The organism is Roseibium aggregatum IAM 12614 (assembly GCF_000168975.1).
Taxonomy (GTDB): Bacteria; Pseudomonadota; Alphaproteobacteria; order Rhizobiales; family Stappiaceae; genus Roseibium; species Roseibium aggregatum.
Map to the genome: position 1 here is coordinate 218,974 of NZ_AAUW01000001.1, position 22,903 is coordinate 241,876.

A 22,903-nucleotide genomic window follows, 5' to 3' on the forward strand; every position below is an offset into this window, starting at 1 on the left:
CGCGTAAGGAGGGGCCGATGGCCGAAAGGTCGTTCAAGGCTGAGGTAGAGCATCTTCGCAAGGGAACCGGAGACACCTTCACGGGTGAGGGCATTCTGGCCATCACGAAGGCGCTTCTGGAAAACGGTGTCGGCTATGTCGGCGGCTATCAGGGCGCGCCGATCTCCCATCTGATGGATGTTCTCGCGGACGCCGAGGATCTTCTGGGCGAACTCGGAATTCGTTTCGAGGCAAATGCCTCCGAAGCTGCCGCAGCCGCCATGCTGGCCGCCTCCGTGCATTATCCGATACGCGGCGCCGTCACCTTCAAGGGCTCGGTCGGCGTCAACGTGGCATCGGATGCCCTGGCCAATCTGGCGTCTTCCGGCGTCAACGGCGGCGCGCTTGTCATCGTCGGCGAGGATTACGGCGAAGGCAGCTCCATCATGCAGGAGCGTTCCTACGCCTTTGCCATGAAATCGCAGTTCTGGCTGCTGGATCCAAGGCCCAACCTGACGTCGATCGTCAAATCCGTCGGCGATGGTTTCGCCCTGTCGGAGGCCAGCAATTCGCCGGTCATGCTGATGGTCCGCATCCGCTCCTGCCACGTTACCGGCCGGTTCGAGACCCGGGACAACGTGCCGCCGCCGCTTTCCGTGCGCGATGCGCTGTCCAGTCCGATGCGCGACTTCAAGCGGGTGGTGCTGCCGCCCATGTCCTATGCCCACGAGCATGACAAGATCGACAACCGCTGGCCGGCAGCCGAAAAGTTCATTCTGGAAAACCGTCTCAACGAACGTTTCGGACCGGAAGAGGGCAAGGTCGGTATCGTCTGCCTCGGCGGCATCTACAACAGCGTCATCCGCGCGCTGCAACGGCTCGGGCTTGCCGATATCAGCGGCAACACGTCGATCCCGCTTCATGTGCTCAACGTCACCTATCCGCTGGTGAAATCCGAGCTTCTGGAGTTCTGCGCCGGCAAGGAAGCCGTTCTGATGGTCGAGGAAGGCCAGCCGGAATTCATCGAGCAGCAACTCGGGGCCATGCTCTACAAGGAAGGCCGAACGACAAAGCTGGAAGGCAAGGGCATCTTCCCGCGTGCGGGTGAATACACCGGCCAGATCATGCTCGACGGCCTGGATGCCTTTGTCCGCCAATATGCGCCGGAGCTTCTTCCGGGCAAGGTGCTGGCGCCGAACACGCCCAAGCCGGAGCTGCCGGATCTCACCAAAACGGTGCCGATCCGCCCGCCGGGTTTCTGCACCGGCTGTCCGGAACGTCCGATCTTCGCCTCTTTGAAGATGGTAGAGCAGGAAGTCGGCCAGCATCAGATCACCGGTGACATCGGCTGCCACCTCTTTGCCTGCCTGCCACCCTTCGAAATCGGCGGTTCGACCATGGGCTATGGCCTTGGACCGGCCTCGAACGCCGCCTTCGATGGCGGCGGCGAGAGGCGGGCGATCTCCATCATTGGCGATGGCGGCTTCTGGCACAACGGCCTCAGCACCTCCATCGGCAACATGGTGTTCAACAAGTCCGACAGTGTCGCGATTATCGTCGATAACTATTATTCGGCGGCAACCGGCGGGCAGGACATTCCCTCCAGCCGGGCAAAGAACAAGACCAAGTCGACCAACAATCCGATTACCAAGGCGCTGCAAGGCGCCGGGGTCAAGTGGATCCGGCAGATCGACCGGACCTACGATGTCACCCGGATGCGCGAGACCATCCGCGAGGCGCTGACCACTGAGTATGATGGTCCGAAGGTGATCGTTGCGTCCTCCGAGTGCATGCTCAATCGCCAGCGCCGGGAAAAGCCCCTGCGCAACAAGGCGATTGCAGGCGGTGAACGGGTGGAGGTGCCGCGGTTCGGCGTCGATCAGGACGTGTGTACCGGCGATCACGCCTGTATCCGCCTGTCCGGATGTCCGTCGCTCTCCCTGAAGAAGCTGGACGATCCGCTGCGCGACGATCCGGTGGCCCACATCGACCAGTCGTGTGTCGGTTGCGGCAACTGCGGCGAAGTCGCCGATGCGGCCATCCTGTGTCCATCCTTCTTTGAGGCGAAAGTGGTTCATAACCCGACCGGCTTCGAAGCCTGGTATGCCGGGCTTCGGACGAAGATCATTTCCTGGCTGCAGACACGGCGGGCCGGTGCCCGTCTGACCTTTACCGGGGAGGGCGCGTAATGTCGCTTTCATTGCCATTGGATGCCAGGCCGGCCGATCCGGCGCTCGAAGGGATCATCAAGCTTGCCATTCTCGCCGTTGGCGGGCAGGGCGGCGGCGTTCTGACCAACTGGATCGAGAGCCTGGCGAGATCGCAGGGCTATCATTGCCAGGCCACGAGCGTGGCGGGTGTCGCCCAGAGGACCGGTGCGACCATTTATTATATGGAAATGGCGCCGGGGGACGTAGACGCTCCTGTCTTTTCGCTCGCCCCGTCCGCAGGCGATGTCGATATCATCATTGCAGCGGAAATGATGGAAGCGGGCCGGGCGATCATTCGCGGCTTCGTGACCCCGGACCGCACCACGCTTATCGCTTCGAGCCACCGCATGCTCGCGGTTTCCGAAAAGACCGTGCCGGGTGACGGCATGGCGTCTTCGGAAGAGGTGAAGGCGGCAGCTGAACTGGCCGCGCAGAAGCTTGTGCTGGCCGATATGGATACCGCTGCTCTCAAAGTCGGCTCCGTGATTTCCGCTTCCCTGTTCGGGGCGTTGGCTGGCTCCGGTGCCTTGCCCTTCGAACGGGAGGCCTTTGAAGAGGCCATTCGCGCGGGTGGCAAGGGCGTGGAAGCCAGTCTGAGGGCTTTTGCTGCCGGTTACGATCTGGCGAAAAACGGTGAGGAGCCCAAGGCCGAGGCCGTAAAGCCCGCTCACCAGGAAATCGTCAGGCCTGCAGGCCCGGACATGGCGCAAAAGGCCTGGGCTTCGCTGGAAGCCAAGGTCGCGGCCTTGCCGGAACCCGTTCGCGAAATGGCCCGTGCCGGATTGCGCAAGGTGGTCGATTTTCAGGACACGGATTACGGAGCGGAATATCTCAGCAGGCTGGAAGGTCTCGTCAGCCGGGATAGCGCGGAGAAGGATTACGAACTCTCCCGTGAGGCCGCGAAATACATTGCCAATGCCATGGCCTATGACGATGTCATCCGGGTCGCCGATCTGAAAACACGTCCGCAGCGATTCAACCGCATCGAGACGGAAATGAAGGTGAAGGACGGCAAGCTGCTGCATTTGACCGACTATCTTCATCCGCGCGCGGAAGAAATCGTCGGCCTTCTGCCGGAGAAGATGGGTCGCAAGATGGAAAGCGATCCGGCGTGGATGAAACGGATCGACCGCTGGTTCAACCGTGGCCGCCGTATCCGCACCGACAGCCTGCGCGGCTTTGCAATGCTTTACTTCCTGGGCGGTTTGCGCGGCTGGCGCCGCCGGACCCTGCGCCATCGGATGGAACAGGAGCATCTGGAGAGCTGGCTCAAGATGGTGTCGGGCTACCTGCCGGACCGCTATGCCATGGCCGTTGAGGTTCTGAAATGCCGGCGTCTCATCAAGGGCTACTCCGACACCCATGCAAGGGGCCTGTCGAAGTTCGACAAGGTGCTGGCTGGCGCAAGGCTGGTGGAAAGCAGGGACGACGGCCCGGAATGGGTCGCCCGTCTGCGCGAGGCCGCCCTCAAGGATGAGAAGGGCACAGATCTCGACGGGGCGCTGAAGACTGTTGAGAGCTTTGTGTGAGTGGGGTCCGGTCCTGACCTGAGGTGTCGGATCTTCCCCTTCGATTGTGCCCCCGGGTGAGCTTTGCGATACCCGGGGTTCACTCTTATGCGGAGCACCTGAGCTTCAAGATCGATTCTCGGGAGAATGACTTCGAAGCAGGTGAGTGGAAACGTAAGCCGTTTTTTGATCAGTTTGTTTGGTTGCTGAGTTTGCGGCCCATCCTTCGAGACGGCCTCACGGCCTCCTCAGGATGAGGGGTAGGTTGATGCGAGGCTGAAAGTTCCCCGAGTAAACCTGTTAACTTGTGCCAACCTCATCCTGAGGAAGCGCGAAGCGCTGTCTCGAAGGATGGGCCACATCCGCTGGCGAACCTCCCTCCCGGGGTTACCGGGGAAGCATCGTCCCCAGTTCCACCACTACTTCGCGTGTGGCGTCTTCCGTCGTCTGGATGCCAGGGGAGAGACGGAGCGTTGCGTCGCGAGTATCTGCGGAAAAACCAGCGTCACGCAACTGGTTCAGAACCAGTTTTGCCTGATCGGCTGAGTCAAGGCCGAACATCAGGCTACCGCCACGGTCTTCTTCCGCCCGGGGTGTGAGAAGTTTCAGGCCGAGCGCATCCGCGCCATCTATGAGAATGCTGCAAAGATGCCTGTTGCTGCGCAGGATCGCATCCCTGTCGGCGCTCGCATGCCACTTGAGGGCAGGCACGGAGGCGGCTGCAGGCATGATCGACGGCGTGCCGTTGTCGAACCGGCGAATGTCCGGCGCATATTCGAAAGCGTCGATATCCCAGTTGAACGGGTTGTCCTGACTGAACCAGCCACACAGCTCCGGCCTGCAATCGCGGATCAGGTCCGGATGAACGTAGAGGATACCGGCGCCAGGCGTGCCGCACATCCATTTGAGGCTGGTCGAGACGACAAAATCCACATTCGGGGCATCGACAGAAAAAGGCAGCAGGCCAGCACCCTGGGTGATGTCCACGCCGATGATGCTGCCCATCGAACGGCCATGGGCAACGAGGCTTTCGAGATTCGAGCGCCGGGACGTGGTCGAGCTGATCCAGGTAATCAGGCAGAGCGCGACATCGCGGTCCCATTCGGCGATCATGTCTTCGTCGGAAACGAAATTCGCTCCTTGACGGGCCCGGACGGTCACCAGCTCGAACCCGAGCCTTTCCTGCAGACGGGTCAGCAGAAAATGGTTCGAAGGGAAACAGTCCGCAGCAACGAGAACCTTGCGGCCGCGCAGCAAGCCGTCCGGCAGGGAGCGCATCACCATGTCAACGCCCTGGGTGACGTTCTCGCAAGTCGTGGCCGTTCCGGGGGGCGCACCGATGATCGCGCGCCAGTAATCGATGAACTCTCCGCGTTTGCCGAGCAGATAAGCCCACTGCTGATCGTTGGGGGCGCTCCAGACGGAAGCCAGCTCCGCCATTGCGGCGCTTAATCCGGCTTCCTTGCCGGGATACTGGCCGATGGAATGATAGAGGAAGTAGCCGTCTTCCCTGGTCGTCATGCGGTCCCCCGAAAACTCGTGTCCGTCGGTCAATCGGGGCGCTGAAACAGATCGGTTCCTGCATCAAACACGCTATTGACCGTTACGGGAATATTCGTATACAGTTTTTGAGATAGTTCAAGCTTAAAGGACTTTTCAAGTGTCTGGAAATGGGTTGAATAAACGAATGATCCATTTTGGCTTGAATTGTTCTGTATACGATTTTGTCGTGGGAACGGCGTTCGTGACAAGGGGAGCTTGCCGGTGACAGCAGGAAAGTCATCCGCCAACTCATCAGTCGCGCAAAGCACCAGCGGTCAGATCCACGACCTGCTCATGGGGCGCATCCAGCGCGGCGAGCTTGGACAGGATGTCCGACTTGTCGATACGGCCGTTGCAGCCGAGTTCGGTGTTTCCCGCATGCCGGCACGCGACGCCTTGATGCGCCTTGCCCATGAAGGTTATCTGGAGCCGACTACACGCGGCTTCATGCTGCCACGGCTCGATCATCAGGAAATTCTGGAAATCTTCGACCTTCGCCGCCTGCTGGAGCCGCGCGCTGCGGCCATGGCTGCGCTCAACCTGTCGGACGAAGAGCTGAAGGCACTGGACGACATCCAGGCTGAAGCGCACGCTGCCATGGCGGCGGGAGATATCGAACGGTTACATCGGGCCTGCGAGATATTCCGCAACAGCTGGATCGCCGCCGTTCCCAATGTTTCGCTGCGCAAGGCGCTGCAACGCTACATGACCCAGGTTCAGGCCGTGCGCCTGATGACCTTTGCCGACCAGGCAAATCACCCGTTGATCGTTGCGGGCAACACCCAGCTTTACCAGGCCTTCTGCCGCCGGGATGCGGTGGCCGCCGGCGACAGGATCCTGCGGTTCGTCTTCGAAGGGGAGGCGGCCTACCTCCAGGCGCACGAAGAGGCCCACAATCAGACCGCAACATCATCCGCGCAGGCAGGTTGACGCGCAGAAGCAACAGGAGCGATGGACAGGATATGAGCGAAACCCGCGCCGAAGTCAGACTACCGACCCAGGACCTTGCCAAGGATCTGCCGTTCTTCACCAAGACGCTGAACATGCGGCTGGATATGATCTATCCGGCCGATAATCCGGAAATCGCCGTGTTCTCGGGGCACGGCCTGCGCGTGCGGGTGGAAAAGGGCGCAAGCGAAGCGCCAGGCACGCTGCGCATCCTCACCGATAATCCGGATGAATTCGCGGATGGCGAGCGTCTTCTGGTGTCTCCGGGCGGTACGCGCGTCGAGATCGATGAACTCAATCCGCCGCTGGTTCTGCCACAGACCGAGCACGCCTTCGTGGTGCGCCGCCTGGCCGACCAGGCCCCCTGGGTGATCGGACGGGCCGGCATGTCCTATCGTGATCTGGTGCCCACGCGGCTTGGCGGCGCGATGATCGCCTCGCATATCCGGGTGCCGGACGGGCCGGTGCCGGACATGGTCCATTTCCACAAGGTCGGTTTTCAGCTCATCTTCTGCGTGCACGGCTGGGTTGACGTTCTGTACGAAGACCAGGGCGGCATGCGCCGCCTGAGGGCAGGTGACTGCTTCATCCAGCCGCCGGAAATCCGCCACCGGGTGATGCATGCAGCCGAAGGCATCGAAGTGGTCGAGATCGGCGTTCCCGCCGAGCACATTACCGAGATCGACCACGAGATGACCCTGCCGACACCCCATGAGCGGCCGGACCGCGAGTGGCAGGGCCAGAAGTTCGTGCACAGCCTGGCAAAAGACGGCACCTTCCGGCCGTTCCGCATCCCGGGTTTTGAAGCGCGCGACACCACCATCTGTGACAACACCAGAGGTGTGGCATCTGTTATGGTGGCACGTCCGGCCGGGGAGGCCTCTCCCTGGACACGCCATGACTGCGATATTCTATTCAACTTTGTGCTGGCAGGCGAAATGACCCTGGAGGGCGAAGGCAAAGATCCTTACCGCCTGTCTGCCGGAGACGCCTTCGTAATCCCGCCGCATATGGCGACGCGATACGCGGATGCAACTGCCGACCTGGAGCTGCTGGAAGTCAGCTTGCCGGGTCGGTTCGAAACGGAAGTTCTGCGCGATTAAAAAGACAAAGCCTGTCGTGGAGGAAAGAACAGGCTGTGCAGGATTTCAAGGTCAAGCAATGAGGGGATGACAGTATGAAAAAGTTGACGACATTTATGGCCGCGGCAGCATTGCTCGGCTCAGGAACCGCCGCATTGGCGGACGACACGAAAATCGGCATTCTGATGGACATCACGGGTCCGATCGCCAATTTCATTCCACCGCTTCAGAACGCGGCTGATCTCGCCGTCAAGCAGGTGAACGAACAGGGCGGCCTGCTTGGTGGCTCTGCTGTTGCAGTCTATGGCGACACCACCGGCACCGCCCAGGGCGCGGTCGACGCTGCCCAGAAACTCGTGAACGTTGAAAACGTGCCGATCATCATGGGCTCGCTCATGTCCGGCACCACCATTGCCGCGGCTGAAGCCGCGATCATTCCGGCGGGCGTGCCGCAGATCTCGCCGACCGCGACGTCGCCGGCCATGACCTTCCTGGAAGACAACGGCCTGGTATTCCGCATCGTGCCCTCCGACAACTATCAGGGTGAGATCCTCGCCAAGATGGTGATGGACGAAGGCATCAAGAAAGTCGCGCTGACCTACGTCAACAACGACTATGGCGTCGGCATTGGCGAAACCTTCATCGACGCCTACACCGAAGCCGGCGGCGAGATCGTCGCCGAGGCAAAGCACGAAGAAAAGAAAGATTCCTACCGGTCCGAACTTGCAAGCCTGGCCAAGGGGGATGCCGAAGCGTTGGTCGTGATCGCCTATGCTGGCGACAGCGGCGGCAAGATCGTCCGTCAGGCCATTGAAGGTGGTCTCTTCACCAAATTCGTCGGCACCGATGGTCTTCGCGACGAACTGCTGATCCAGAACGTTGGTGCTGATGCTCTGAAGACCTCGTTCTTCTCTTCCCCGACGTCTCCGGCCGAAAACCCGGCCCAGAAGGCGTTGCATGATGCCTTCAACGCTGCGTACGGCGAAGGTGCCGACAAGGCTTTTGTCGACCAGACCTATGACGCTACCTTCCTGGCCCTGCTGGCGATTGAAAAGGCCGGTTCGACCGACCGCGCCAAGATCGCCGAAGCCCTGAAGGAAGTCGCCATGGCTCCGGGGGAGAAAGTCGGGCCGGGCGAATGGGCGAAGGCAATTGCGCTCATCAAGGAAGGCAAGGACATCGACTATGAAGGCGCCAGCGGCTCTGCGGAGTTCGATGAAAATGGCGATGTCGGCGGTTATATCGGCAAGTTCGTCGTCGACGGCGACGGCTACAAGCAAGTCGAAATTGTTGAATAAGCCGATCAGGCAACAGTGTGATTGAGCTGGATAAAATCTGCGTCGATTTTGGCGGTTTGCGGGCCATTGACCATGCAAGCTTCAAGATCGACGCAGGCCGCATCACAGGCCTGATCGGGCCCAATGGTGCGGGAAAAACAACCGCCTTCAACGTCATCGCAGGCGCGATCCGGCCAAGCGCCGGCCGGGTGCTTCTGGACGGGAAGGACATCACTGCGCTCAAACCCCATCAAAGGGCCAAGGCAGGTCTCGCACGCACCTTTCAGATACCGCATGAATTCGGGCATCTCTCCGTCCTGGAAAACCTGATGGCCTCCGCCTCGGCACCGGAAGGCGAGAATGTCTTCAACGTGATTTTCCGGCGTGGGCATTATCAGGCCGAGGAACGGCAGATCTATGAGACAGCGCGGGACACCGTGCGGCTGCTTGAGCTGGACCATGTCATCGACGAAAAGGCCGGTAATCTTTCCGGCGGTCAGAAGAAGCTGGTCGAACTCGGCCGCGCCTTGATGCGCAACCCCAAGATCATCCTGCTGGACGAGATCGGGGCCGGCATCAACCGCACGCTTTTGTCGAAACTGGCAGACAAGATCCTGATGCTGAACCGGGAGCGGGGACTGACCTTCTGTCTGATCGAGCATGATCTCGATTACGTCTCCAAGCTGTGCGACCACGTGCTGGTAATGGCGCAGGGCTCACTTCTGACCGAAGGCTCGGTTGAAGAGGTGCGTAACGACGAACGCGTGATCGAAGCCTATTTCGGCGGCGGAAAATATGAGGCGCAGCTATGACCGAACGACTTTCCGTCTCGGGCGTCAGCGCCGGTTATGGCGGCCCGCCGATCATCGAAGACGTGTCGCTGACGGTCGAGCCGGGTGAAATCGCGGTCATTCTCGGACCGAACGGTGCCGGCAAGTCTACCCTGCTCAAAACGATCTTCGCACTGACTACCGTTTCCGCCGGATCGATCAAACTCGGCGAGAAAGAGCTTTCAGGCTGCAAGACATCGGCTCTTGTTCCGCTCGGTGTTTCCGCAGTGCCTCAGACGAAAAACGTCTTTGCCACCATGTCCGTAGACGAAAACCTTGATGTCGGAACCTATGCAGCTCCACCAAAGGATAAAGCGGCAACGCGCGAGCGCGTGCTTAACCTGTTTCCGGACCTTCGGGACAAGTTGAAACAGCCTGCGGGCGAGCTTTCCGGCGGACAGCGGCAGATGGTTGCCATGGGCCGCGCCTTGATGAGCGACCCGAAGCTGGTGCTTCTGGACGAGCCGACAGCCGGGCTGTCGCCTGCCTATCTGGAGCGGATCTTCGACCTGCTCATCGACATCCGCAAAACCGGGATCACGATATTGATGGTGGAACAGAATGCCCGCCAGGCCCTGCAGATTGCCGACCACGGCCATATCCTGGTGAATGGCCGGAATTATGCCAGCGGTACCGGCAAGGAACTGCTTGCCGATGAAGACGTCCGGCGCCTCTTCCTCGGGGGAGCGGCCGCATGATCGAGTTCGTGAACTTCTATCTGTTCCCGGCGCTGGCCATCGGCAGCATCTATGCGCTCGGCGCAGTCGGGATTTCCATGATCTTCGGCATCCTGCGCTTTGCCCATTTCGCCCATGGCGATCTGATGACCCTGGGCACCTACGGTGTGCTGGCCATGGCCGCCATCGTGCCGGTCAATCCGCTTCTGCTGATCCCCTTCGGCATGGCGCTCACCATTGTCTCGGCGCTGCTGGTCGACCGTTATTTCTACAAGCCGCTGCGCGAACTGCCGACCATCTACACGGTGATCTCGTCCTTCGGTATCGCGCTGGTCTTCCGCTCGATCGTTCAGTTGGTCTGGGGATCGCAGAACCAGGTCTTCTCCACCGGTGTCAAACCGCCGCTTGTGCTGTTCGATACGTTCCGGATTTCCGTCCTGCACCTGCAGGCGGTGATCTCAACCGCGATCATCGCCGTGCTTCTGCACTACTTCCTGACCGTGACCAGAACCGGTCGGTCCATGCGGGCGGTTGCCGACGATCCGGAACTGGCCGAAGTCTCCGGCCTCGATACGGCCAAGGTCATTCGCTGGACCTGGATCATCGGCGCGGCTCTGGCGGCCATTGCCGGAACCTTTGCCGCGCTCAACACCAGCGCGCACCCCAATCTGGGCTGGAACCTGCTGATGCCGATGTTCGCCGCCGCCATTCTGGGTGGGATCGGCAAGCCGATGGGCGCAATGGCAGGCGGTTTCATCATCGGCCTGGCCGAGGAACTGTCGTCCTATCACTGGATTGGCGACGATGCGCTCATTTCGCCGTCCTACAAGACGGCGGTCGCTTTTGTCCTGATGATCGGGCTGCTCATCTTCCGGCCCCAGGGCCTCTTCAAGGGGAGGTTGCTCTGATGGAACTCACCGGTCTCTTTTTCTATGCCGTCAGCCTTCTGATCCTGGGCGGGATCTATGCAATCCTCTGCCTCGCGCTGAATGTGCAATGGGGCATGGGCGGGCTGTTCAATGCCGGCATCGCCGGGTTCTATGGCGTCGGCGCCTATACCTCGGCGATCCTGACAACCTCGGCCTCTTCCAAACACCTCGGGGGCTTCGGCCTGCCTGTGCCGCTTGGACTGGTCGGGGCTGCCATTCTCGCAGGGCTGGCCGGCTGGGCGGTCGCCAGGATCTGCGTGCGTCTCAAAAGCGATTATCTGGCGATGGCCTCCATCGGGATCGCCGAGATCCTGCGGCTGGTCATCGTCAACGAAAGCTGGCTCACCAACGGCAGCCTGGGCCTGTCCCGCATTCCAAGGCCTCTGGCGGATCTCACCACCGGACGCATGGGCGACATCGTGTTTCTAGGCTTTGTCTGGTTCGTGGTGCTGCTGGTCTATCTGGCAGCCTCCCGCCTTCACGACAGCCCGTGGGGCCGCAGCCTGCGCGCAATCCGCGACAATGAGGCATCGGCGGCGGCTGCCGGAAAGAACGTCGAGAAATTCAGGATCCAGACCTTCGTCATCGGCTGCGCCATCATGGGGATCGCGGGCGCCCTGTCGGCGCATTATTTCCGCTTCCTGTCGCCGACAGCCACCGATCCGCTGCTGGTGACCTTCCTGGTCTGGGTAATGCTGATGGCTGGTGGTTCCGGTAACAACAAGGGTGCCATTCTCGGCGCGCTGACCATCTGGACGCTGTGGTCGGTGACAGAGATCTTCACCAACCGCCTGCCACCGGAATGGGCGACCCGCAGTTCCTTCATCCGGATGCTGCTGGTGGGCCTGCTTCTGCAAGTGGTGCTGCAACGTTTCCGGTCCGGGTTGCTGCCGGAAAAATCTCCTCCGGTGAAGTTCCGGCAGGAATAGCTGGATGGCCCGTCAGGTCAGGCGAGCGGTGGAAACACCGCCGTCTTCTTGACGGTGCCATAGACGAAACTGGTATCGATCGACGCAATGCCGCCGATCGGATGAATGCGACTGCGAATGAAAGTCTCATAGGCTTCAAGATCCGACACGACCACACGAAGCTGATAATCCATCGCACCGGTCAGGACGTGGCATTCCAGAACCTCCTCGATGGTCTGTATCCGGCTTTCGAACCGGCGCACATCCTCCTCGTTGTGCCGCTCCAGCCGGATGCGGACAAAGACCGTGATCGGCAGTCCGTAGGCGGCAGCGTCCACATCCACTGAAAACCCCTTGATAGCCCCGGAGGCTTCCAGGTTCCGCAACCGGCGCAGGCAGGGTGAGGGTGACAGATTGACCGCCTCCGCCAGGTCTTGATTGGTCATGCGGCCATCCCGCTGCAGGGCGCGGATGATCTGGCGGTCTTTCGTGTCCATTTTGCTCTCGATTGGCAGATTCTGCTAATTTGATAACTACCACTGATAGATTTCGAAATCTATAGCCCTCGAAGTTGGATCATATTGCTCAGGCTGAAATCAGGGAGACAGCCATGAGTGCCTACAAGGGTTTTGCCAGCCGCGCGATCCACCTCGCTTACAATCCGCATGATAACGAGGGTTCGCTGACACCGCCGCTGCATCTGACCTCAACTTTCGTATTCGAGACGGCCGAGGCCGGGGGCGAGATGTTTGCCGGCGAGCGGGCAGGGCACATCTACAGCCGCATTTCCAACCCGACGCTGAATCTGCTGGAGCGCCGCATCGCGGATCTGGAAGGAGCGGAGGCAGGTCTCGCCCTGTCGTCCGGCATGGGCGCTATCACATCGACCCTTTGGACGCTCGTGGCACCGGGGGACGAGATCATCGTCGATGAAACCCTCTACGGCTGCACCTTTGTCTATATGCGCCATGGCCTGACCAAGTTCGGCATCAAGATCACCCATGTGGACCTGACCGACCCGGAAAACCTGCGCAGCGTCATTTCCGACAAGACCCGCGTTGTCTATTTCGAGACCCCGGCCAACCCGAACATGCGCCTTGTCGACATCAGCCACGTTTCGGAAATTGCCCATGAAGCTGGCGCCACGGTGATCGTCGACAACACCTATGCCACGCCCTATCTGACGCGCCCGATCGAACTCGGCGCCGACCTCGTTCTGCATTCGGCCACCAAGTATCTGGGCGGTCATGGCGACGTCGTCGCCGGTCTCGTTGCCGGACGGGCCGAACAGATCCAGGAAATCCGCCTTGTCGGCATGAAGGATATGACCGGCGCCGTGATGGCCCCGTTCAACGCCATGCTGATCCTGCGCGGCCTGAAGACTCTAGCCCTGCGCATGGACCGGCACTGTGCTTCTGCCCAGAAAGTCGCCGAGTGGCTGGAAGCCCACCCCGCGGTGTCAAAGGTCTATTTCCCGGGCCTTGAAAGCTATGAGCAGCACGAACTGGCAAAAAGGCAGATGAGCCAGCCGGGTGGCATGATCGCCTTCGAACTGAAGGGCGGTCTGGAAGCCGGTATTTCCATGATGAATGGCCTGAAGATGATCCAGCGGGCCGTGTCCCTGGGCGATGCCGAAACGCTGATCCAGCACCCGGCCTCCATGACCCATTCCACCTACACCCTGGAAGAACGCGCTGCCCACGGCATCAGCGACGGTCTCGTGCGCCTGTCCGTTGGGTTGGAAGACCTCGAAGACATCCTGGAAGACATGGCGCAGGCAATGCCGCAGGTTCCTGTTGCGGCGGCGGCCTGAACTCAGTCAACGCCCAAGTCTTTCCGCGGACCTCCAGATCCTCTCCTCCTCTCAACCTCATCCTGAGACAGCGCTTCGCGCTTCCTCAGGATGAGGGAGTTGGGGAGGCGAAGGAATGGTGAAGGAGAGGGAATGAGGGGGACGTGAGCTGAGGGCATGAGCAAGTGACAGGGTCGGCGGCCGGCCCAGATCACGGCGTCCGCGCGACGCCGGACTTGACGCGTCTCAGCGGAATGGAGCTTTCGATATTGGCGACACCCGGCACCTTGGTGAGTTTCCCGGTCAGGAAGGTCTCGAAGGCCGCGAGCCCGGTAGTTGCCACGCGCAGGAGATAGTCCCGGTTACCGGTCATCAGCCAGCAGTCGACGACTTCCGGAAACGCCTGAATGGCAGCTTCGAACTGGTCCAGCGTGACGTCGATCTGCTTGTCGAGTTGCACGGACACAAAAACCGAGACCTCGTAGCCGAGCTTCACCTCGTCGATCAGAGCGCAATATCCGGTCACGATGCCGCGCTCTTCCAGGTGCCGCAGGCGGCGGGCGGCCGGGGTCGCGCTCAGGCCGATACGCTCGGAAAGATCCTGAATCGATATTCTGCCATTCTGGCGCAGTTCTCGCAGGATCTGGATATCAAATGTGTCGAGCGTGTCGGAAATCGCCAAGAGAGGCTCCATTCTTGGTGGAAGTCACCAAGACTTAACCGAAAAGATTAGGAAATAGCAAGAAACCGGTTCTTGTCCGAAGCTAGAGTAACGTCGAGTACGCATTTAACGGGAACGCCTCCATGAGCACCGAGCACCTGAAGACCATCGAACAGCGCCTGCTGTGGCTGTCACACTGGATGATCCACCACGCCAACCACATCCGTCCGAAAGTGGATGGCATCAAGATCGGTGGGCATCAGGCAAGTTCGGCTTCCATGGTTTCCATCATGACGGCGCTCTATTTCTCGGTGCTGCGGCCGGAAGACCGGGTCGCGGTCAAGCCGCATGCCTCGCCGATCTTTCATGCGATCCAGTATCTGATGGGCAATCAGACGCGTGAGAAGATGGAAAACTTCCGGGGCTACGGCGGCGTCCAGTCCTATCCTTCGCGCACCAAGGATATCGATGATGTCGATTTCTCCACCGGTTCGGTTGGGCTCGGCGTCGCGATTACCTCCTTCGCCTCGCTGGTCCAGGACTACATCGCCGCCAAAAGCTGGTCCGGCGATAAACCGCTTGGCCGCATGATCGCGCTGGTCGGCGATGCTGAACTGGACGAAGGCAATGTCTACGAAGCCCTGCAGGAGGGCTGGAAGAACGACCTCAGGAACTGCTGGTGGATCATCGACTATAACCGTCAGTCGCTCGACGGCATTGTTCGCGAGGGGCTCTTCGACCGTGTCGAGAAGATCTTCGATGCCTTCGGCTGGCAGGTGGTCCGGATCAAATACGGTGCCTTGCAGCGCGCAGCCTTTGCCGAACCCGGTGGCGACAAGCTGCGCCAGTGGATCGACGATTGCTCCAATCAGGAATATTCCGCGCTCACCTTCATGGGGGGCGCCGTCTGGCGCAAACGCCTGATGGATGATCTGGGCGACCAGGGCGATGTCACCGCGCTGATCGACCGCCGCTCGGACGACGAACTGGCGGATCTCATGGAAAATCTCGGCGGCAACTGTACCGAGACCATGGCGGAGGCCTTTGGCGCCATCGATCATGACAAGCCGACCTGCTTCCTTGCCTACACCATCAAGGGCTGGGGCACGCCGATTGCAGGTCACAAGGACAATCACGGCGGCCTGATGAACAAGTCCCAGATGGCCGCGTGGCAAAAGCACATGGGTGTTGTCGAAGGAGAGGAATGGGAGCCGTTTGCGACCGTTCAGGACGTTGGCGCGCTGAAAGCGTTTCTGGATCAGGTACCCTTCTTTGCCAAAGGCACGCGCCGCTTCTCTGATGACAAGATCGCCGTGCCTGCCATCGAGATCGCCTCGGACCGGGATATTTCCACCCAGATGGCCTTCGGCAAGGTGCTGGACGACCTTTCCAAGGGCGACAGCAAGCTGGCAGAGCGCATCGTCACCACGTCGCCGGATGTCACCGGCACGACCAACCTCGGGCCCTGGGTTAACCGTCGCAAGCTCTTTGCCCGCAAGGCAATGGCCGACGCCTTCATCGAACACCGGATCCCGTCGACCGCGAAATGGGAGTTCACGCCGGAAGGCCAGCATATCGAACTTGGCATCGCCGAGATGAACCTGTTCCTACTGCTGGGAGCTGCCGGTCTTTCTCATTCGCTCTTCGGCGAACGGCTGATCCCCATCGGCACGGTCTATGATCCCTTCGTCTGCCGCGGCCTCGATGCCCTCAACTATGCCTGTTATCAGGATGCCCGCTTCATGATTGTCGGCACACCGTCAGGCGTCACCCTGTCGCCGGAAGGCGGTGCGCACCAGTCCATCGGCACGCCGCTGATCGGCATGAGCCAGGACGGACTGGCCGCATTCGAACCGGCCTTTGCCGACGAACTTGCCGTGATCATGGAGTGGGCCTTCGACTATCTGCAGCGGGATGGCGAGGGCGATCCGGATGAACGAACCTGGCTGCGCGACGAGACCGGCGGCTCGGTCTATCTGCGCCTGTCGACCAACCCGATCGAACAACCTGTCAAACGGGCGGACGATGCCTTCCGCCAGGGCGCCATCGACGGTGCCTACTGGCTGCGCAAACCGGGGCCCAATTGCGAAGTGGTGATTGCCTATCAGGGTGTCGTGGCTCCTGAAGCCATCAAGGCGGCAGGAGAACTCGCCGGCAACCGGCGCGATGTCGGCGTTCTGGCCGTCACCTCCGCCGACCGCCTCAACGCCGGATGGACAGCAGCACAAAGGGCACGGTCCCGCGGCAATGCAACGGCCAGATCTCATATCGAGCTGCTTCTGGGAGATCTGCCAAGCCACTGCAAGCTGATCACCGTGATCGACGGCCATCCCGCGACGCTCGCCTGGCTCGGTGGTGTCGCCGGTCACCAGACCATCCCGCTCGGTGTCGAACATTTCGGCCAGACGGGCACGATCGGCGATCTTTACCGGCACTTCGGCGTCGACGCGGCCTCGATCATAGAGAAGGTGAATGGACTGACCCCGGGGCGGCGGGTTTAGAGCGCTTGGTCAGTCACCGACGGCTGTATGATACCGAAGCCAGCGCCAGACTATGATGTCACCCCGGGCGACCGAAGGGAGACCCGGGGCCCACTCATTTCCAGAACGTGGGCGAATGACAATCACTTTTGAAAAGACGCGGGCTTCAGCAAGCGGCACTGCGAATGGACCCCGGATCAGCGCTTCGCTTGTCCGGGGTGACGCCGTAGCAAGGTGTTCAAAGTCATTCAGCGGACAGGCCGGGTAGCCGTCGCTGCAGCACCGGGACGGATTGTACCAGATTCAACTACACTCAGCCTCATCCTGAGGAAGCGCGCAAGCGCTGTCTCGAAGGATGGGCCGCTTGCTCCGAATAGCTGGCTTATCCTTTGAGAGAGGCCTATCGACCTTCCTCAGCACGAGGGTGAGAATTAATCCGCCCTCTCGAGATAAACCCGCTCCGCATTCCCACCTAGAACGGCCAGCCGTTCTGCTTCATCAAGGTCACTCAGCAACACATCGGTGATCCCGATCCAGTCCTCATAGGAGCAGGCGAGGGTAGAGACCGGCCAGTCGCTGCCCCAGATCAGACGGTGCGGACCAAAGGTGTCCAGCAGGTGGGCCACATAGGGGCGCAAGGTCTCTGTGGTCCAATCTGAGCCGGCTTCGGTCACGAGGCCAGAAAGCTTGCAGAAGGCTGAAGTTTCCCGCGCAATGGCGGCCATGTCCTCTGCCCAGCCGTTCATCCGGCCATCCGCGATATGCGGTTTGGAGCCATGGTCGACGACGATGCGCATGTCCGGATGTCGATCTGCGATTGTCAAAAGGTTCGGCAGATGCTGTGGCAGGGTGAGGGCATCGAAAACGAGGTCATGCTCGATAAGCGCTTGATATGCGGGCATAAGGTCCGGGCGCAGCATCCAGTCGGGATCTTCGATGTCCTGGATCATCGGCCTGAGCCCGACCAGCTTCGGGTTGCCAGCCAGATCGGCAATCTGGTCCGGCGCTTCTGCCGCCTCGAAATCCACCCAGCCGACAACGCCCTTGATGAAGTCGTTCTCATCGGCAAGGTCCAGCATATAGCGGGTTTCCGCCACGGTCGGCGCCGCCTGGACCAGGATCGTGCCCTCAATCCCGAACCGGTCAAGATACGGTGTGAGGTCGATCGGGCCGAAATCGCGATAGATCAGTTCGAGGTCCGGCGTCAGCCAGCCATAGTCGCCACGGTCAAGGGCCCAGAAATGCTGATGTGCATCCAGTCTCATGGTTCGATAATGCCCTTGGTCAGGATGATGTTGCCGTAAAGACGGGTTTCCCCTGTCTGAACCACGGCGAAGGCACTGCTGGCCGCTTCATAGAAGGCGTGACGCTCAAGCGTTTCGATCTGCGCAGGTTTGTCGGCGGTGCCGTCGATGATGGTCTGAAACTCGGCAACGATCTCGGGCACCGCATCGGGATCGCCGACCACCTGCATCGTCCTGGCGGGCGCCGGAACGAAAGTGTCGAGCGGCATTACCGACAGGATCGCCTTCAGCGTGTCGGTTGCCGATATGCCGTCGAGGCGAACACAATCGGGGCCGGAGCTTTCCGCCGGAAAGTTGGCGTCGACAATGGCAATCTCGTCGCCGTGGCCCATGGCTCTGAGGGCATAAAGCAGCGAAGGGCTCAGGATGGGGGGAAGGTTACGCAACATGGCTGGTCTCGCTCGGCAAGGGGGCATCGGGACGGATCAGCTTGGCGGACCTGAGGTCCGACCAGAGCGCTGCCGGAATATCGGTGTGTAGAAGCGCGATATTGGCTTCCACCTCGGCAGCGTTCACCGCGCCGGGGATGACGGTTTTCACGCTTGGATGCCCAAGCACGAATTGCAGGGCGGCCGCGATCAAAGGGACCGAGTGGTTCCGGCAAACCTCCTCGATCTTGCGCACGCGCTCCAGGATCTCCTCCGGCGCATCGGCATAATTGTATTTCGCACCGGGAACGGCGCCCGTTGCCAGAATGCCGGAATTATAGGGCCCGCCCAGAATGATGCCCACATCGCGCTGTTCGCAAAGCGGCAGGAAGCTCTCAAGGGCGTCCTGTTCGAGAAGCGTGTAGCGGCCGGCCAGCAGGAAACAGTCGAAATCGGCAAGGCCCAGCAGCTTCTGGCACACCTGCCATTCATTCACCCCGGCGCCGATGGCGGCAATCTCACCGGCCTCTTTCAACTCGGTCAGGGCCTTGTAGCCGCCAAGATCGAAGAGTTCGCGAACGCGTGCATCGCTTGCTTCCTGAGAGCCTTGAGAAAAGGCGCAGACATCATGCACGAAAAGGATGTCCGCATTGGCGACCTCCAGCCGCTGTCGGCTTGCCTCGTAGCTGCGCATGACGCCGTAGTAGCTGTAGTCGAAGACGATCCGTTTCTGCGGAACGTCGACAAAGGCTTCCGGTGTGACTTCATGCGGCTCGCAGTCCAGCAGCAGGCGACCGATCTTGGTCGAAAGCTGGATGTTGCCACGGCCGAAGCGTTTGATTGCAACACCGAAGCGCATTTCCGAACGGCCGAGGCCATACTGCGGTGCCGTATCAAAGTAGCGGATGCCGTTGTCAAAGGCCGCCTGCAACGCGGCCTGGGCATCGTCTTCAGAGACCTTGCGATAAAGATTGCCGAGCGGCGCGCCGCCGAAACCCATCTCCGTCAGGTCGATGGGTCTTGCGGTTCTGCCGTTCAGCCGCTGTGTTTTCAAGGCGGTCATGTGTTTCCTTTGGACATTTCCCCGGGGTCGGATTGATTTTGCGCCGCATGACCTGCGGTCTTGTGTCGGGCCGAAGGGCCAGGTGTCAGTCGAACAGATCCGGTCTGGTTTCGGCGAGCGGTTCCAGACGGCTGACAAGTTCACTCAGGTGCTTTTTCATGGCCTGTCGGGCCCGTTCCGGATCGCGGTCGCGGATCGCCTCGACGATGACCCGGTGTTCGTCATAGGCCTCAAAGGCACGGCCGCGCATGGGCAGCAGCAATTGCCGCGCCCGGTTCACCTGCACCCAGCCGGTGGCGGCAAGCGTGTTGAGTTTCGGATACCCGGTGAACGAGAAGATGAGCTCGTGCATATGCTCGTCCTCCCGATAAAACCCGGCTTCATCGTGGTCTTCCAGGCAAAGGGCCTGAAGGCGCATGTTGCGGTTCAACTCAAGAAGCTGTTCCTCGGTCCGCTCAGAGGCGACTTTTGATACCGCCGCCAGTTCAATCGCTTCCCGAAGAAACGCACCTTCACGAATTTCGGACATTGAAAACTTGGTGACGCGCGACCCTGACTGGGGAATGACCTCCACCAGACCTTCGCCGGCCAACCGGGTGATGGCTTCCGTCACGGGGGAGCGGGAGACGCCGAGCTGATCGCAGATGACCTGCTTCTTGAGCGGAGTTCCCGGCGGCAGGTCCATGGCGAGGATGGCGGTGCGCAGGGCCTCGTAGACACGCTGCGCCAGCGAACCGGACAGTTTGCCGATGTCGGGCAGGGTGATCTCGGGAAAGTCTTGTTCGCTGTTCAGGGACATTGTCAACTCGATTAGAATGCTAACATGTTAGTTGACACAGTTGCCCTGTCAAGCTAATCGTGAAGAAAGACCGGCCAGATCGGCATTCCTTCTCAGGCGTCCTGAGCGAAGTGAAAAGCCGATATTCGTCAAAAGGTTGCGTGAGCCCAAGTCATCTATTGATGGCAGGGTGGACCGACCAAGCCGGCCGTAGCGGGGAGACAGACGTGTTGCAACCACATGCCAATTCAATCCTTCTGAATGCCGATGACAACGTGGTCATCGCCCTTCAGGACATTGCGGCCGGCGCCAGCGTTTCCCACGTCGAAGGGCCCATTCCCGGACAGATCCTGCGCGGCCACAAGATTGCCTGCAAACCGATCTCGGCTGGCGAAAACGTCATCCGTTACGGCCAGATCATCGGCCAGGCGAAAGCTGACATCCGGCCGGGAGAGCATGTGCATGTGCATAACCTTGGCATGGGTGAGCACAGCCAGGACTATCAGCACGCCGAAGCCTCCGTTCCCCTGGAGCCGGTAACTGAAGAGCGCACCTTTCTCGGCTACCGCCGTCAGACGGGGCGCGCCGGTACGCGCAATTATATCGGGATCCTGACCTCGGTGAACTGCTCCGGTTCCGTCGCGAAGTTCATTGCGGAGGCTGCAGAAAAGTCCGGTTTGCTGGAAGAGTTTCCGAATGTGGATGGGATCGTTCCCATCGTTCACGGCACCGGTTGCGGCATGTCCGGCAAGGACGAAGGCTATGCAACCCTGTTCCGGACCCTTTCCGGTTATGCCCAGCATCCGAATTTCGCAGCCATCCTGCTGATTGGTCTCGGTTGCGAGGTCATGCAGATTGCCGACCTCATCGGTGACCGCAAGATCCGCCCGGATGGCGATCTGCGCTATATGACCATTCAGCAGACAGGCGGCACGCGCAAGACCATCGAGGCTGGGCTGAAGGAATTGCGGGCGCTTGCCGAACTTGCCAACAAGGCCGAGCGCACACCGGTGCCGGTCTCTGAAATCACCGTCGGCATGCAGTGCGGCGGTTCGGACGGATATTCCGGCATCACGGCCAATCCGGCCCTCGGGATCGCATCCGATCTTCTGGTCCGTCACGGCGGCACCACCATCCTGTCCGAAACGTCGGAGATCTACGGCGCGGAACATCTTCTCACCCGGCGAGCCGTGTCTGTCGATGTCGGCAGGAAGCTGATCGAGCGCGTGCGCTGGTGGGAAGACTACACAGCCCGCAATGGCGGCGAGATGGACAACAATCCGTCCCCAGGCAACAAGCGCGGCGGCTTGACGACTATCCTGGAAAAGTCGCTCGGTGCGGCTGCCAAGGGCGGCTCCGCGCCATTGGTTGACGTCTACAAGTTTGCGGAACCGATCGACAAGAAGGGCTTTGTCTTCATGGACAGCCCTGGCTTCGATCCGTGCTCGGTGACCGGCCAGATCGCCTCCGGTGCCAACATCATTGTCTTCACGACCGGGCGCGGTTCCGTCTCGGGTTACATGCCGACACCTTGCATCAAGCTTGCCACCAACAGCGAGATGTATGGCCGTATGTCGGAAGACATGGACATCAATTGCGGTGACATCATCTCCGAAAACGTCAGCCTGGAAGCCAAGGGTGAGGAGATCTTCGAAATGATCATTACCGTCGCCTCGGGCAAACAATCCAAGAGTGAGGAACTCGGCTTCGGCGGTGTTGAATTCGTGCCGTGGCAGATCGGTGCGGTGATGTAATCGCATCCATAAGATGTGAAAAAATACGCGGGCCTTCAGGAGGATTTCAGTGCGCTTGAAAGATAAAACAATTTTGGTGACAGCGGCCGGGCAGGGCATTGGCCGTGCAAGCGCGATTGCCTGCGCCAGAGAAGGCGCGAAGGTTTATGCGGCCGACATCAACGAGGAAGCGCTGTCGACGCTTCCCACGGGGTGCCCCGGTATCGAGATCCACAAACTGGACGTTTGCGACCGCGCGGCCATCGACGCCCTGGCAGCCGAATTGCCTGCGCTCGATGGCCTCTTCAATTGTGCGGGCTTTGTTCATAACGGCACGGTTCTTGACATCAGCGAAGACGACTGGGCCTTCAGCTTCGAGCTGAACGTCACCTCCATGTACCGCATGACCCAGGCTTTCCTGCCGGGTATGCGCGAACGGGCCAAGGCCACCGGAACCGCTTCGATCCTGAACATGGCGTCAATGGCATCGTCCATCAAAGGCTTTCCGATGCGCACCGCCTATGGTGCCACCAAGGCGGCCGTGATTGGCCTCACCAAGGGTGTCGCGGCAGACTTCGTGAAGGAAGGCATCCGCTGCAACGCGCTGTGCCCGGGCACCGTCGACACCCCGTCCTTGCGCGGACGCATCGCCTCTGCGCCTGATCCCGTGGAAGCGGAGAAAAACTTCATTGCCCGGCAGCCCATGGGCCGTCTGGCGACCGTCGACGACATGACGCCGATGGTCGTCTACCTGCTGTCTGACGAGAGCCGGTTCGTTTCCGGTCAGGCACTTCTGGTCGACGGAGGTGTCACCATCTGACGGTGGCCCCTTTG

At 60.5% G+C, this 22,903-nt stretch carries 20 protein-coding genes; 13 read left to right on the forward strand and 7 right to left on the reverse strand.

The annotated features are described in order from the left end of the window. The first annotated feature begins 17 nt into the window (after positions 1–17). On the forward strand, positions 18–2,168 hold the full coding sequence (locus SIAM614_RS01010; RefSeq protein WP_006931353.1) for a thiamine pyrophosphate-dependent enzyme: 2,151 nt from the start codon (positions 18–20) through the stop codon (positions 2,166–2,168). Continuing rightward, on the forward strand, positions 2,168–3,718 hold the full coding sequence (locus tag SIAM614_RS01015; protein WP_040438703.1) for an indolepyruvate oxidoreductase subunit beta family protein: 1,551 nt from the start codon (positions 2,168–2,170) through the stop codon (positions 3,716–3,718). The genes SIAM614_RS01010 and SIAM614_RS01015 overlap by 1 nt, the downstream gene beginning before the upstream one ends. Positions 3,719–4,084: 366 nt before the next feature. Here the strand turns inward: SIAM614_RS01015 and SIAM614_RS01020 are convergent, their stop codons facing one another. Next, positions 4,085–5,218 carry an aminotransferase class V-fold PLP-dependent enzyme gene (locus SIAM614_RS01020; protein ID WP_006931356.1) on the reverse strand — a complete coding sequence of 378 codons (1,134 nt, stop codon included), beginning with the start codon at positions 5,216–5,218 and terminating at the stop codon, positions 4,085–4,087. A 243-nt stretch (positions 5,219–5,461) separates the two neighbouring features. Here SIAM614_RS01020 and SIAM614_RS01025 point away from each other — a divergent pair, with 243 nt between their 5' ends. From SIAM614_RS01025 to SIAM614_RS01055, 7 genes are all read left to right on the forward strand, one after another. Continuing rightward, entirely contained in the window at positions 5,462–6,169 is a 708-nt protein-coding gene (locus SIAM614_RS01025; protein WP_208983866.1) for a GntR family transcriptional regulator, read from the forward strand. A gap of 32 nt (positions 6,170–6,201) precedes the next feature. Then, on the forward strand, positions 6,202–7,290 hold the full coding sequence (locus SIAM614_RS01030) for a cupin domain-containing protein (RefSeq protein WP_006931358.1): 1,089 nt from the start codon (positions 6,202–6,204) through the stop codon (positions 7,288–7,290). Between the two features lie 74 nt (positions 7,291–7,364). After that, positions 7,365–8,567, forward strand: a complete 1,203-nt coding sequence (locus tag SIAM614_RS01035; protein WP_006931359.1) for an ABC transporter substrate-binding protein — start codon at positions 7,365–7,367, stop codon at positions 8,565–8,567. A 17-nt stretch (positions 8,568–8,584) separates the two neighbouring features. After that, a complete protein-coding gene (locus SIAM614_RS01040; RefSeq protein WP_006931360.1) occupies positions 8,585–9,358 on the forward strand; it encodes an ABC transporter ATP-binding protein in 774 nt (257 codons plus the stop codon). After that, positions 9,355–10,074: an ABC transporter ATP-binding protein gene (locus SIAM614_RS01045; RefSeq protein ID WP_006931361.1), complete on the forward strand. Its 720-nt coding sequence runs from the start codon at positions 9,355–9,357 to the stop codon at positions 10,072–10,074. The genes SIAM614_RS01040 and SIAM614_RS01045 overlap by 4 nt, the downstream gene beginning before the upstream one ends. After that, positions 10,071–10,961, forward strand: coding sequence for a branched-chain amino acid ABC transporter permease (locus SIAM614_RS01050; protein WP_006931362.1), 891 nt, complete (start codon positions 10,071–10,073; stop codon positions 10,959–10,961). Before SIAM614_RS01045 ends, SIAM614_RS01050 begins: the two co-directional genes overlap by 4 nt. Then, positions 10,961–11,911 carry a branched-chain amino acid ABC transporter permease gene (locus SIAM614_RS01055; protein ID WP_006931363.1) on the forward strand — a complete coding sequence of 317 codons (951 nt, stop codon included), beginning with the start codon at positions 10,961–10,963 and terminating at the stop codon, positions 11,909–11,911. The genes SIAM614_RS01050 and SIAM614_RS01055 overlap by 1 nt, the downstream gene beginning before the upstream one ends. 17 nt (positions 11,912–11,928) lie before the next feature. On the opposite strand, the gene SIAM614_RS01060 is transcribed toward SIAM614_RS01055, so the two are convergent. Continuing rightward, the gene (locus tag SIAM614_RS01060) at positions 11,929–12,387 is read right to left on the reverse strand and encodes an Lrp/AsnC family transcriptional regulator (RefSeq protein WP_006931364.1); all 459 of its coding nucleotides are present in this window, start codon (positions 12,385–12,387) and stop codon (positions 11,929–11,931) included. Positions 12,388–12,500: 113 nt separating this feature from the next. On the opposite strand from SIAM614_RS01060, the gene SIAM614_RS01065 reads away from it, so the two are divergent. After that, positions 12,501–13,703 (forward strand): methionine gamma-lyase, encoded by a 1,203-nt coding sequence (locus tag SIAM614_RS01065; protein ID WP_040438705.1) that lies wholly within the window; start codon positions 12,501–12,503, stop codon positions 13,701–13,703. Positions 13,704–13,893: 190 nt separating this feature from the next. Here the strand turns inward: SIAM614_RS01065 and SIAM614_RS01070 are convergent, their stop codons facing one another. Further along, positions 13,894–14,376, reverse strand: a complete 483-nt coding sequence (locus tag SIAM614_RS01070; protein WP_006931367.1) for an Lrp/AsnC family transcriptional regulator — start codon at positions 14,374–14,376, stop codon at positions 13,894–13,896. Positions 14,377–14,486: 110 nt separating this feature from the next. Here SIAM614_RS01070 and SIAM614_RS01075 point away from each other — a divergent pair, with 110 nt between their 5' ends. Continuing rightward, positions 14,487–16,844, forward strand: a complete 2,358-nt coding sequence (locus SIAM614_RS01075; RefSeq protein WP_006931368.1) for a 1-deoxy-D-xylulose-5-phosphate synthase N-terminal domain-containing protein — start codon at positions 14,487–14,489, stop codon at positions 16,842–16,844. Positions 16,845–17,254: 410 nt separating this feature from the next. Here SIAM614_RS01075 and SIAM614_RS01080 read toward each other — a convergent pair whose 3' ends face one another. From SIAM614_RS01080 to SIAM614_RS01095, 4 genes are all read right to left on the reverse strand, one after another. Further along, a complete protein-coding gene (locus SIAM614_RS01080; protein ID WP_006931369.1) occupies positions 17,255–18,088 on the reverse strand; it encodes an amidohydrolase family protein in 834 nt (277 codons plus the stop codon). Further along, positions 18,085–18,516: an RbsD/FucU family protein gene (locus SIAM614_RS01085; protein ID WP_040438708.1), complete on the reverse strand. Its 432-nt coding sequence runs from the start codon at positions 18,514–18,516 to the stop codon at positions 18,085–18,087. The genes SIAM614_RS01080 and SIAM614_RS01085 overlap by 4 nt, the downstream gene beginning before the upstream one ends. Further along, a complete protein-coding gene (locus SIAM614_RS01090; RefSeq protein ID WP_006931371.1) occupies positions 18,506–19,558 on the reverse strand; it encodes an aldo/keto reductase in 1,053 nt (350 codons plus the stop codon). The genes SIAM614_RS01085 and SIAM614_RS01090 overlap by 11 nt, the downstream gene beginning before the upstream one ends. An 85-nt stretch (positions 19,559–19,643) precedes the next feature. Continuing rightward, the gene (locus SIAM614_RS01095) at positions 19,644–20,357 is read right to left on the reverse strand and encodes a GntR family transcriptional regulator (protein ID WP_006931372.1); all 714 of its coding nucleotides are present in this window, start codon (positions 20,355–20,357) and stop codon (positions 19,644–19,646) included. Positions 20,358–20,563: 206 nt separating this feature from the next. On the opposite strand from SIAM614_RS01095, the gene SIAM614_RS01100 reads away from it, so the two are divergent. Beyond that, positions 20,564–22,090 (forward strand): UxaA family hydrolase, encoded by a 1,527-nt coding sequence (locus SIAM614_RS01100; protein WP_006931373.1) that lies wholly within the window; start codon positions 20,564–20,566, stop codon positions 22,088–22,090. Between the two features lie 43 nt (positions 22,091–22,133). Then, positions 22,134–22,889, forward strand: a complete 756-nt coding sequence (locus SIAM614_RS01105) for an SDR family oxidoreductase (protein ID WP_198137242.1) — start codon at positions 22,134–22,136, stop codon at positions 22,887–22,889. The last annotated feature ends 14 nt before the right edge of the window (positions 22,890–22,903 follow it).